The 12,235-nt window shown below is 65.2% G+C and carries 10 protein-coding genes; 6 read left to right on the forward strand and 4 right to left on the reverse strand.

Annotated elements, in window-relative coordinates:
* Positions 1–466 precede the first annotated feature (466 nt).
* Complete coding sequence (locus A5699_RS08585) at positions 467–3,130, reverse strand: PE-PPE domain-containing protein (protein WP_067768197.1); 2,664 nt, start codon at positions 3,128–3,130, stop codon at positions 467–469.
* 506 nt (positions 3,131–3,636) lie between these two features.
* On the opposite strand from A5699_RS08585, the gene A5699_RS08590 reads away from it, so the two are divergent.
* Complete coding sequence (locus tag A5699_RS08590) at positions 3,637–4,446, forward strand: tat pathway signal sequence (RefSeq protein WP_067768199.1); 810 nt, start codon at positions 3,637–3,639, stop codon at positions 4,444–4,446.
* Positions 4,447–4,448: 2 nt separating this feature from the next.
* Here A5699_RS08590 and efeB read toward each other — a convergent pair whose 3' ends face one another.
* From efeB to efeU, 3 genes are read right to left on the reverse strand one after another with little or no spacing between them, the layout of a single operon-like run.
* The gene (gene efeB / locus A5699_RS08595; RefSeq protein ID WP_067768202.1) at positions 4,449–5,768 is read right to left on the reverse strand and encodes an iron uptake transporter deferrochelatase/peroxidase subunit; all 1,320 of its coding nucleotides are present in this window, start codon (positions 5,766–5,768) and stop codon (positions 4,449–4,451) included.
* Positions 5,749–6,918, reverse strand: coding sequence for an iron uptake system protein EfeO (gene efeO / locus A5699_RS08600; protein ID WP_067768204.1), 1,170 nt, complete (start codon positions 6,916–6,918; stop codon positions 5,749–5,751). The genes efeB and efeO overlap by 20 nt, the downstream gene beginning before the upstream one ends.
* The gene (efeU, locus tag A5699_RS08605) at positions 6,915–7,874 is read right to left on the reverse strand and encodes an iron uptake transporter permease EfeU (RefSeq protein ID WP_067768206.1); all 960 of its coding nucleotides are present in this window, start codon (positions 7,872–7,874) and stop codon (positions 6,915–6,917) included. The genes efeO and efeU overlap by 4 nt, the downstream gene beginning before the upstream one ends.
* Positions 7,875–8,082: 208 nt before the next feature.
* Here efeU and A5699_RS08610 point away from each other — a divergent pair, with 208 nt between their 5' ends.
* The 5 genes from A5699_RS08610 to A5699_RS08630 form a co-directional block, all read left to right on the forward strand.
* Positions 8,083–8,814: a lytic transglycosylase domain-containing protein gene (locus A5699_RS08610; protein ID WP_067768208.1), complete on the forward strand. Its 732-nt coding sequence runs from the start codon at positions 8,083–8,085 to the stop codon at positions 8,812–8,814.
* A gap of 53 nt (positions 8,815–8,867) precedes the next feature.
* Positions 8,868–10,151, forward strand: coding sequence for a phosphopyruvate hydratase (gene eno / locus A5699_RS08615; protein WP_067768210.1), 1,284 nt, complete (start codon positions 8,868–8,870; stop codon positions 10,149–10,151).
* 18 nt (positions 10,152–10,169) lie between these two features.
* The gene (locus tag A5699_RS08620; protein WP_067768212.1) at positions 10,170–10,853 is read left to right on the forward strand and encodes a septum formation initiator family protein; all 684 of its coding nucleotides are present in this window, start codon (positions 10,170–10,172) and stop codon (positions 10,851–10,853) included.
* A complete protein-coding gene (locus A5699_RS08625) occupies positions 10,846–11,337 on the forward strand; it encodes a DUF501 domain-containing protein (protein ID WP_067768214.1) in 492 nt (163 codons plus the stop codon). Before A5699_RS08620 ends, A5699_RS08625 begins: the two co-directional genes overlap by 8 nt.
* The coding region (locus A5699_RS08630) for a Ppx/GppA phosphatase family protein (protein ID WP_304528244.1) at positions 11,334–12,235 on the forward strand (902 nt) is incomplete at its 3' end. The genes A5699_RS08625 and A5699_RS08630, both read left to right, overlap by 4 nt.

A 12,235-nucleotide genomic window follows, 5' to 3' on the forward strand; every position in this document is an offset into this window, starting at 1 on the left:
ATGGGCTTCGTATCGCCTCGCAGCTGCGCGTTCGGCATGTCGTGGAAACGGACGGGATGACGAAGTGCCCGCCTATGAGCGACAATCCAGCGACAATCGCCTATCGGGCACCAGGGGCATCGTTGGTCACACCGTCAGTGTGTACTCACGTCGCTCAGATCCCAGTTGCCCCATATGCCACGGATTTTGGGTTGCTCATCTATCAGCGACAGTGTCGCTCGCAGCCCGGGCACTGGACGCATGATGCTTCTGAGACTGCAGGTACTGAAGTGGTAAAAATGCTCAGCGACAATGGGTTTGATGAGTCCTCTGGTGCCCACGTGGCGATTGTCGCTGAGTTGTCGCGCATAGGCGGGCACATCGGACACCCGCTTGAATTCGACGATCTAGGCCCCGGTCGGAACTGAAACCGGAACTGCCCGCCTTGCGAAATCGCAAGGCGGGCAGTCGACCCCCGCCGTGCTGGCTAGCTGTCGCTGTCGTCCTTGTCCTTGCCCGTCAGCTTGCTGACACCGTTGTTGACGTCCTTCTTCAGCCGATCGACTCGATTCTTGACGTTCTCACCGACCTGCTTGGCCGCGCCTTTGAGGTCGCCTTGCTTGAGCTTGGCGTTGACCTTGTCGGCGCGCGCCTGGGCGTGGGTGAGGCTCTTCTGGGCCTTGGTGACCCGCTTGGTGACATCGGCCTCGACCTTGTCCCCGGCCGACTTCAGCGCCACACCGACCTTGCTGGACGCGAATTCGTCTGCGGCCTCGTTGATCTGGGTCGTGGTCTCATCCACCTCGTCCTTGACCGCACGCAGAACCTTGCCGGTCTCGCGTTGGCCGGCCGCCAGCTGCTGCTGCGTGGGAGCGGCCGGAGCGTCAGGCAGTTTGGCCTCGATGCCCGTGAGTACCTTGCTGACGTTGTCGCCGATCTGTCGGCTGACCGTTCGGATGGCCTCGCCCGGTTCTGTCGCGAACTTGGCCGCGGCCACCTTCACCTCGTCGGGTACCTCGATGTCGTTGTCCTCCAGGAAGTTCACCACCCGAGTGGTCACCCGTTGAACGATGTCGGTGTACTCCGATCCAACGCCCTTGCCCAGTTCGGCGATGATGTCGCCGGCCAGCAATGCAGACTGTTGACGGGTCAACGTCTGGGTGCCGAACAGTGTGGGGACGTGCATCTGGTCGAGGGTGCGGGTCCAGGTGCCGTCCTCGTTGCGCTCGACGTCGGTGTAGCTGGTGTTGACCAGCAGCTTGAGCAGCGGCTCCAGGGCATCGGCAACCGGGGTGTTGACGTTCTCGCCCGTTGCGGCGGAGAACAATCCGGCGACGAGGCGCGCCGGAGCGAGCAGTGGCAGGCTTTCGGTGGTCAGCGTGGCGTAGAAGCTACCGGCGTCGTACTCACCGACCGGTACGGTGTAGGCCACCACACCGACGCCGGACCCTTCCTGTCCCGTTGCCAGGCCGAGCAATTCGTTGCCATAGGTGAGCACCAGCATCGAGGACGCCAATGAGTTCGCCCAAGCAATCGGGTTGGCCGTAACCGGAGCATCCGAGAGCAAGTCGTACTCCCAGGTGGCGTCGGCCTTGATGGTGATCACCATCGGTTTGCCATTGGCGTCATTGAGCATGACCAGCAAGTCGCTGACGTCGCTCAGCTCGACGCCGGAGACGTCACCGTTGACCAGTTTGGCGATGGTGTCTGGAGGCAGGCCGTAGAGCACATCCGTGCGTTCCGGGCTGACGGGGTTGATTCCGGTGAGCTCCTGGTAGATCGGTGCGAACCGCGCGTACAGCCCGCCATTCGGACGACCGGGATTCCGCAACAGTGCCATGGTCATCAGGGTGATATCGATGACGCCGCCGGGGGTTTCGATGTACGACGGCCCACCCTCGGGCGCCTCAGGGAATTCCAGATCATCCGGCAAGGGATAATCGAGGATGCTGCCGTCATTCTGGTTCACCAGGCGGATGACATTTTGCCCGTCCGGGTTGATCACGATGTACATACCGTCGGTCTTGGGTCCCCCGGCTTGGATCTCACCGTTCTGCACCGCTTCGATGAACTGGCGGTAGGCCTCACCCGTGGCGATGGCGCCGTCACCATAGGCGATGAGATTGACGTTCTGGATGTAGGCGGTCCAGTTCACCAGCGGTGCAAGGAATCCCAAGTCGCCGGACAGGAAGTACGCCACTTGTTGTGGAGAGAGGCTCGACAGGGATCCGAGGAGGTCTCCGAAATCGCCGTCACCATTGGCCAAGCCGGCTAGCGCGCTCAGATCAAGGTTGCCCAACGCGCTGAGTTGATCGGTCGGTGACACCCACTGTCCATAGGTGTTGGTCGTCCAGTAGCCGGGGTTCTTCTCGGGGATGCCGAGTTCGTTCACGACGTAGTCGTGGGCGAGTTGGTTGTAGTCCTTCGTGGTGAGGTTCAGCTTGGCGAGGTCGACCTTGTAGGGAACGTTGGCGCTGATTGTCCGCTCGTAATTGGTGCCGAACAAGCGGAACTTGATGGGCACATTGATTTGATAAGTGGCGTTGTATGTTCCGCCTGCCAACACATTGTCGAGCGCGGCCTCGTTGTTGTAGAAGGGGTTCGGCACGTTGACGGTCTGGTATCGGACGTTGTCCGGTATCAGGTTGAGGCTCCAAGCCAATGACGGGATCCAACTGAACTCCGGCATGTTCTTGATGTCGACCGTGTATTGGATCGTCTGCTGAGCCAGGATCGTCGCCTTGTCGGCGGCGAGGAGCTCGGCCTTCTTTGCCCCGAACGCGTCTGCATAGGCCGAGTTGTCCGATTCCGGTGTGTAGTACTGATCCTTGGTCGGATCGAAAATCTTCGTCGGGTCCAGGTTCGGGTTGTACCACTGCACCCACTTGGGGTCGAGCTGCACACCGCCGGTGCCCCAGCCAATCAGTGGATCCTTGTCCTTCGCATCGAGGATCGCTTGGTAAATGGCGTTCGGGTTGGCTTCGATCTTGTTGCCATCGCCGATCGGCAACCAGTCCGGGAAACCGACAAAGTAGGTCTCGCTGCTCACCGCGTTGGCCACCGTCGGCGTCAGCCCCACCCCGACGGTCGCCGCGATGGCCGTGCCGATCACGGCGGCCTTGGTTGCCTTCTTGCGACGATGATTTGCCATGCACCTGCCCCTCTCAGGAAATTTTCAGCCAGCCGTACGGACTTTAAGGTGGCAAACCGTCTTTCGCTGTCCGTCGTACGGGCGACAGCGTCTGGTTGTTGCATGGTCAACGAAGTTCGTTAGCTCGAATCGTGGTTGCAGTCGGGAGGTAGTCAGTTAACTGAACTTGCCGGGCTTGGAACAAAGATGCATTGATCCCGAGAAAAACTCCGAGAAGTCGCCAAATCTGTCCAGGTACGCCGACTGCAACAATTTGCCAATGATCTTGATAAGGTTTGCGGTCGCGAGCGTTGGACCGTGTTCTCCGCCTACTCTGCCCGCAGGGTGAACCTCTGAGTGAGTGGCCGTGGAAAATTTGCCAGCAATCTATTTTTATTTGACGCGGGCGACACTGCCGTGGCGTCTGGTGCCCGCCGATCACGAAGTGGCATCGGCACCATCTCAGCTCAACCCGGCCCGGTTGTGCCCGCGCTGAAGCCGGTCCGCGGGAAATTAGCGTGGGGCGCATGCGGGTACTGCGGATCGTGGCCGTCGTCCTGGTGCTCAGCCTGGCAACCGGCGTGCCGCAGGCCAGAGCGGATTGCGCGGCCACCGGCTGCGACGTGCGCGCACGCATTGCGGCGGCAGACGCCTATCTGGCGTCGCGCCCGGGCACGGTCGGCTATGTCCTGCGCGATCGCGCCGCAGGCACGCGCTATGCCAACGCCAATGCGAACTCGATGATCTGGACTGCCTCCACCATCAAGTTGGCGATGGTCGTGGATCTGCTGACCCGGGAACGGGCCGGCGCATTGCGACTCTCAGGCGATGACCGCCAGCTCATGGTCAACATGTTGCGGGACTCTGACAACGACGCCGCCGACGCCCTGTGGACGCGCTATGGCGGGCCGGACCACCGCGCGTTCAACGCCAACTTTCCCCGCTACGGGATGACGGACCTGCGGCCTCAACCGGGCTTCGGGGAGATGTTTCCGTACTGGGGTTTTCAGAAGTCCACCACCAACGATCTCGACCGGCTGATGAATTACACGTTGACTCAACTGAATCCATCTGACGCGTCTGCCGTCGTCGCCGAAATGCGCCGGGTGAGCGCCGATCAGCAGTGGGGCGTGTGGGGCGCCGGGCCGACGATGAGCCCCGGCAACAAGAACGGTTGGTCGCAGGAACAGGGCGGTTGGGTGGTCAACTCGGTGGGCTTCGCCGGTCCGAATCAGCGGTACACGTTGGCGATCATGAACGGGCTCAACGGTCAAGGTGGGTACGACGACGGCGTCGCGACCACCACGCGGCTCGGCCAGATCCTGTTGGGGTCCTGAGCTCACTCGAACAGCGTCGAGCCCCAAAATGCCGACGTGTCACCCTCGCGCAGGCCGGGCGGGCAGGCGAAGATCGCCGTCCCGGTGTGGGTGATGTACTCGTTGAGCAGATCCTTGCGGGCCAGTTCCCGTTGCATCGGGATGAACTGCTTCTCGGGGCTACGGACAAAGGCGATGAAGAACAAGCCGGCGTCCAGGTGGCCGAATCCATCCGAACCGTCGGTGAAGTTGTACCCGCGGCGCAGGATCTCGATACCGCCCAGATGCTCGGCGGAGGCCAACCGGACATGGGCGTCCTTGTCGATCTTCGGATTTCCTCTGCCGTCGGTGATCTCGAAGTTGAGTTCGTCGAACTCGTCCTGCAGCCCGATCGGTGCGCCGCTGCCCTTCTGCCGACCGATGACCCGTTCCTGCTCCAGAAGCGTGGTGCGGTCCCAGTTCTCGATGCGCATCCGGATCCGACGGGTGATCAGATAGCTGCCGCCGGTGAGCCAGGTGGGCCCGTCACCGTCGGCAACCCAGACGAACTTGTCGAGCATGTCCGTCTCATCGGACTTCAGGTTGGCGGTTCCGTCCTTGAACCCGAACAGGTTTCGCGGGGTGGCCTGGTCCCGGGTGGTCGAGGAGGTACGGCCGAAACCGAGTTGGGAATACCGCACGGCCACGGTGCCGAACCCGACCCGGGCCAGGTTACGGATGGCGTGGACCGCGACCTGCGGATCATTGGCACACGCCTGCACGCAGATGTCCCCGCCGCACTTGGCCGGGTCCATGGTCTCGTTGGGGAACTTCGGCAGATCGCGCAACTCGGCCGGCTGCTTGTCGGCGATGCCGAAGCGGTCCTTGCCATCTTTGACGAAGAACGACGGCCCGAAACCGATCGTCAGCGTGAGCTGTGAGGCCGGCAAGCCCAGCGCCTCGCCGGTATCCGACGGTGGCGCATAGGGATTGCCGTCAACCGCGCCGCCCTGTTCGGTCTCCTCGCCGCGCGTCATGCGCTCGGCCATCTCGGTCCACTGCTTGAGCAGCGCGATGACGTCCTCACGCTTGTCGGTGGTGACGTCGAAGGAGCAGAAATGCATCCGGTCCTGCGCCTCGGTGACGATGCCGGCCTGACGCTCCCCGCGGAACTCGACCGGACCCTGCAGGGCACCGTGCGGCGTGCTGGCCGCCGACGCCCGGCCGGCCAGCGCACCCGCGCTGGCCGCACCCACGACCGCAGCCGTTACTCCAGCTGCACCGAACAGCTTGCGCCGCGAGAACCCGGCGGGATGCTCGGCAGCGGGGGCAGATTCAGACGGATCACTGATGGGCGATGACACCTTGCACCTGGCTTACCTCTTTGCTCAGCGCGTCGATGGCGCGCGAAAGCTCCTGTCGCTGCGGCTCGGTCACCTTGTCGTAGGAGACGAAGCCGTCACCCTCACGGTACTTCTCCAGCAGTTTCTCGACGTTGGCGAACTGTTCGTCGACCCGCTTGCCCAGCTCGGCATCACGTTCGTCGAGGATCGGCCGCACCGAGGCCACGGCAGTTTGCGAACCCTCGACGTTGGCCTTGAAGTCCCACAGGTCGGTGTGGCTGAAGATGTCCTCTTCACCGCTGATCTTGCTCAGGGCCACCTCGTCGAGCAGACCCTGGGCGCCACCGGCGATCTGGGTGGAGTCGATCGTCCAGTCGGGCGCCTTCACACCGGCCTCGAGTTCCTTGACGTCGGCCAGCAGCTGGTCGGCCAGTGCGTTGGCGTCGGGCTGAAGGCCGGTGACCCACAGTTGCTTCTCCAGGGCGTGGAACCCGGTCCACTTCTGGCCTTCCTCCAGGTCGGCCTCACGCAGGTCGATCCGTGGGTCCAGATCGTTGGGGAAGGACTCGGCGACCGGCTCGATGCGCTCGTAGTAGGTGCGCGTGGTCGGGTACAGCGACTTGGCCTTGGCGACGTCCTTGGCCTTGATCGCGGCGACGAACGCCTCGGTCGACGGGATCAGCGCATCGGTTTGGCTCAACACGTAGCGCTTGTAGCTGTCGGCGGCTTCTTTGAACTTGCCCTCGGTGTCGATCTTGACGGCCTCACCGGTGACTTCGAAGTTGCCGCGGATACCTTCGCCGACCATGCCGGGACGGCACGAAGTCTGGTAGGTGCCCGGCTGGGTGAGCTGAACGATCAGCTGACGCTTGAGGCCGGGGGAGATGTTCTCGACCTCGCCCATCACCCGCTCGCCGGCACCGTAGACGTAGAACTCGGTGACCTTGTCGCCGGTGTTGGTCACCACGAAGGTGCTCGGCCCCGTCGTCGCGGTGGTGCCCGACAGCTTGCACTCGGTGTCGGAGGCCTCGACGGTGATCTGCGCGCCCTTCTCGTCACCGCCTGCACCGCCGGTGGTGGCCTCCTTGGCCTGGCAACCACTCATCGATATGCCGGCCAGCACCGCGGCAGCGGCCGCGAATCCGGTCTTGGCGGCGGGGGTCATCTTCACTTGGTGGACCTTTCGGACGAGGACGAGGTGGAGGTCTCCGGCTCGACGATCGGCTCGGAGGACGTTTCGGACGCCGTCGGCGTGGCCGGCGGTGCGCCGGCGGCTGCCCGCATCGGCTTCAGGAACAGCGCCAGCACCACAACGATGTAGGCCAGCCAGGCGGCGAACTGCAGCACGGTCGGCGTCGGGTCGATGTTGAAGACGCCCTGGATGATCTCGCCGTACCAGGCGGACCAGTCGAACGCCCCGCTCATGTCGAAAGCCTTGGCACTCAGCCCGGGCAGCCAGCCCACGGTCTGCAGCGCCTTGATGCCGTAGGCCAGGATGCCGGCGGCCACCACGATCAGGAAGATGCCGGTGTATTTGAAGAACTTGGCGAGGTTGATGCGGACGGCGCCGGCGTACATGCCGTAGGCGATCGCCGCGGCGATCAAGACGCCGATGATCAGACCGGTCAGCGGCCACAGGGTCTCGGCCTCGGCGTAGCCCACCATGAACAGCGCGGTCTCCACGCCTTCACGGCCCACCGCCAAGAAGGCCAGCAGGGCGACCGCCAGGCCACCGGTCTGCAGCGCCTGCGACATCTCGCCGCGCAGCTGGCCGGACATCGAGGCGGATGCCTTTTTCATCCACAACACCATCGTCGTGACGATGACGACGGCGATCAGCGAGGCGATCCCGGCGATGGCCTCGGCGCCGAGGCCGCTGATGGTGTTCTCGCCGAACTGGATCACCAGGAAGACGGTGACGGTCATGGCGATCGCGGCGCCCACGCCCAACCACACCCATTTGAGTGCGTCACGCCGTTCGGACTTGACCAGGAATGCGACGAGGATCGACACGACGATGGCGGCTTCGAGACCTTCCCGCAAACCGATCAGCCCACTGCCGAACACCTGGGATGTGACGTTGGATGCGGCCAGCGTGCTGGTCGGAACGTCCGAGATGACAGTCATCAAAGTGTCCTCGTTCGACCGGGGTGAAACCACCATAAAAAACATAGGCCTGCCTCGCCATAGCAAGGCGTGGCTCACCTTAGCAGGGGCGCCTGTGGGCTCGACCGCGCTGACGTCCGGACCTTCGGCACCGGCCCGTCGGCCGACACGTCGAGGCCCGCGCATGCGACGATGGCGAATCAGATAGAGCGGGGTTTGAGGGAGTCCGGTGTCGCCAGTGCGTTGGCTGCGGGCTGTCGCCGTGGTGGCTGCGACAGCGCTGCTCTTGGCATCCAGCTGTTCGTGGCACCTCGGCACCCCGATCCCCGAAGGCGTGCCGCCACCGCCCGGCGACCCGGTTCCCGCCGTCGACACCTACGCCAAGGGCCGGCCGGCCGATCAACTGCATGACTGGGCCGCGCAACGGGCCCCGACGATGGGCATGCCCGTCAATGCCCTGGAGGCCTATGCCTACGCCGCACGCGTCGCCGAGGTGGAAAACCCCAACTGCCGGCTGGCCTGGACCACCCTGGCCGGCATCGGCCAGATCGAGAGCCATCACGGCACCTACCGGGGCGCGATGATCGCACGCAACGGCGACGTCACCCCGCCCATCCGCGGCGTGCAGCTGGACGGCACCGGTGGCAACCTGCGCATACCCGACACCGATGGCGGCAAGCTCGACGGCGATCCGCTGATGGACCGGGCCATGGGCCCGATGCAGTTCATCCCCGAGACCTGGGGCCATTTCGGGGTCGACGCCAACAACGACGGCGTCGTCAGCCCCGACAACTTCGACGATGCCGCACTCTCGGCGGCCGGTCTGCTGTGCTGGTACGGCAAGGACCTGTCCACCCCGAGGGGCTGGATGAAGGCCCTGACCGCCTACAACAACTCTGAGCAGTACGCCCGCATGGTGCGGGACTGGGCCACGGCTTATGCAGCCGGGCACGCCTTGTGACATCCCACGATCTAGTCTCATCCCTACACGCAGGACTCAATAAGGAGAAGCCAGTGCCCATCATCGAGCAGGTTGGAGCCCGCGAGATCCTCGATTCTCGTGGCAACCCGACGGTCGAGGTCGAGGTGGCCCTGACCGACGCCACGTTCGCCCGGGCAGCGGTGCCGTCGGGTGCGTCGACCGGCGAGCACGAGGCGGTGGAGCTGCGCGACGGCGGCTCCCGCTACGGCGGCAAGGGCGTCGAGAAGGCCGTGGAGGCCGTGCTCGACGAGATCGCGCCGGCGATCATCGGCCTGGCCGCCGATGATCAGCGGCTGGTGGACCAGGCCCTGCTGGATCTCGACGGCACCCCGGACAAGTCCCGGCTGGGCGCCAACGCGATCCTCGGCGTCTCGCTCGCGGTGGCCAAGGCCGCCGCCGACAGCGCCGCGCTGCCGCTGTTCCGCTACCTCGGCGGCCCCAACGCGCACATCCTGCCGGTGCCGATGATGAACATCCTCAACGGCGGCGCCCACGCCGACACCGGGGTGGACGTCCAGGAGTTCATGGTCGCCCCGATCGGCGCTCCGTCGTTCAAGGAGTCGCTGCGCTGGGGCGCGGAGGTGTACCACTCGCTGAAGTCCGTGCTCAAGAAGCAGGGGCTGTCCACCGGTCTCGGTGACGAGGGCGGCTTCGCCCCCGACGTCGCGGGCACCAAATCTGCGCTGGACCTGATCGCGACGGCCATCGAGGCCACCGGCTTCAAGCTGGGGAGCGACGTGGCATTGGCGCTCGACGTCGCCGCCACCGAGTTCTACACCGACGGTTCGGGTTACGCCTTCGAGAAGGAGACCCGCACCGCCGAGCAGATGGCCGAGTTCTACGCCGGCCTGATCGACGCCTACCCGCTGGTGTCGATCGAGGACCCGCTGTCCGAGGATGACTGGGACGGCTGGGTGGCGCTGACCACGGCCATCGGTGACCGCGTACAGCTCGTCGGCGACGACCTGTTCGTCACCAACCCGGAGCGCCTCGAGGACGGCATCGAGCGCGGCGCGGCCAACGCGCTGCTGGTCAAGGTGAACCAGATCGGCACGCTCACCGAAACCCTGGATGCCGTTGCGCTGGCGCACAACAGCGGTTACCGCACCATGATGAGCCACCGTTCCGGCGAGACCGAAGACACCACCATCGCCGACCTGGCGGTCGCGGTGGGCAGCGGCCAGATCAAGACCGGCGCCCCGGCCCGCAGCGAGCGGGTCGCCAAGTACAACCAACTGCTGCGCATCGAGGAGGCCCTCGGTGATGCCGCACGCTACGCCGGCGATCTGGCCTTCCCGCGGTTCGAAGCCAAGTAATTCAGCACTACGACGTCGATGCCCGAAGCGAAGCGGCCCGATCCGAAGCGACGGTCCCCGGCCTCCCGACCCGGCAAGCCGGGCAAGGCCGGGGAGTCGAATCGGCCGCGTGCCTCGCAGGCGCGGCGTCGTGTCGGCGAGACCCGCTCGGCGCCGGCCGAGCCGGCTCCCGACGAGACCGTCACCAAAGCCATTGCGATACAAGCCCAGCAGCAGGCCGAGTTGCAGTCCGAACTACGGTTCGGATCGACGGCGCGCCGAGCGGCGATCCTGGCCGCGGTGGTGTGTGTGCTGACGTTGACCATCGCCGGGCCGGTCCGCACCTACTTCGCCCAACGCACCGAAATGAAACAGCTCAAAGCCAGCGAGCAGCAATTGCGTGCCCAGATCGCCGATCTCGAACAGCAGAAGGTCAAGCTGGCCGATCCGGCCTACATCGCGGCCCAGGCCCGCGAACGGCTCGGGTTCGTCATGCCCGGTGACACCCCCTACCAGGTGCAACTTCCCCCCGGGGCGATGGAGCCCGAAGAGTCGCTGGCACCTGCCCTGCCCGGGTCCGACGTGCCGGCAGGTCAGCCCTGGTACACGTCGCTGTGGCACACGATTGCCGATGAGCCACATGGGGTTTCGCCGACGATCGGTGGGCCGCCGCCGGTCCCGGCCCCGCCGGCACCGGCTGCGCCCGGAGGTCCTCATGGTTGATCCTGCAGATATCGACGCGGTGACACGGCAACTCGGTCGCGAGCCGCGCGGCGTGCTGGAGGTCGCCTACCGCTGCCCCAACGGCGAGCCCGGCGTGGTGAAGACGGCACCTCGGCTTCCCGACGGCACTCCGTTTCCGACGCTGTACTACCTGACGCACCCTGCGCTGACCGCGGCGGCCAGCCGGCTGGAATCCTCCGGACTGATGCGGGAGATGAGCGAACGCCTGCACGAGGACGAGGAATTGGCCGCGGCCTACCGGCGGGCACATGAGTCCTATCTGGCGGAACGCGATGCGATCGAATCGCTGGGCACCACGTTCACCGGTGGTGGCATGCCCGACCGGGTCAAGTGTCTGCATGTGGTGATGGCCCACTCCCTGGCAAAAGGCCCGGGCGTCAATCCTTTTGGCGACGAGGCACTGGCGCTTTTGGCCGTCGAGCCGGGCATGGCCGGAATTCTTGATCGTGAGGTGTGGGGGTGAGCCGGGTCGGTGCAGTCGACGGCTCGCGCCGGGTCGGCGCAATCGACGGCTCGCGCCGGGTCGGCGCAATCGACTGTGGCACCAACTCGATTCGCCTGCTGATCGCCGACGTGGTGGACGGCAAGCTGCATGACGTGCACCGCGAGATGCGGGTCGTGCGGTTGGGGCAGGGGGTCGACGCCACCGGTCAGTTCGCTCCGGAGGCGTTGGCCCGCACCGAGTCTGCGCTCGCCGACTATGCGGCGTTGATGTCCGAGCATTCGGTGACCGCGGTGCGGATGGTCGCCACCTCCGCGGCCCGCGACGCCGGCAACCGCGACGAGTTCTTTGCGATGACCGCGCGGTTGTTGGGCAGCGTGGTGCCCGGCTCGGTGGCCGAGGTGATCACCGGGACGGAGGAGGCCGAGCTGTCGTTCCGCGGTGCCGTCGGCGAACTCGACCCTGACGCAGGCCCGTTCGTGGTGGTCGATCTGGGTGGCGGCTCGACCGAACTGGTGCTGGGCCACAGTGCGGTGCAGGCCGGCTTCTCCGCCGATATCGGGTGCGTCCGGCTGACCGAGCGGTGCCTGCACTCCGATCCGCCGACAGCCGCCGAGGTGGCGCAGGCCCGAGCGGTGGCCTGTGACGGGCTGGCCGAGGCGCTGAAGGTGGTGCCGGTGGAACGCGCGTGCACGTGGGTCGGGGTGGCCGGGACGATGACGACGCTCTCGGCGCTGGCGCAGGGCATGACCGAATACGATCCCGACGCAATTCATCTGTCCCGCATTGGGTTTGACGATTTGCTCAAAGTGTGCGAGCAGCTGATCGGCATGACCAAGGCGCAGCGCCTGGCGCTCGGGCCGATGCATGCCGGCCGTGCCGATGTGATCGGTGGCGGGGCGATCATCGTCGAGGAGTT

The organism is Mycobacterium sp. E802, from assembly GCF_001666875.1.
Taxonomy (GTDB): domain Bacteria; phylum Actinomycetota; class Actinomycetes; order Mycobacteriales; family Mycobacteriaceae; genus Mycobacterium.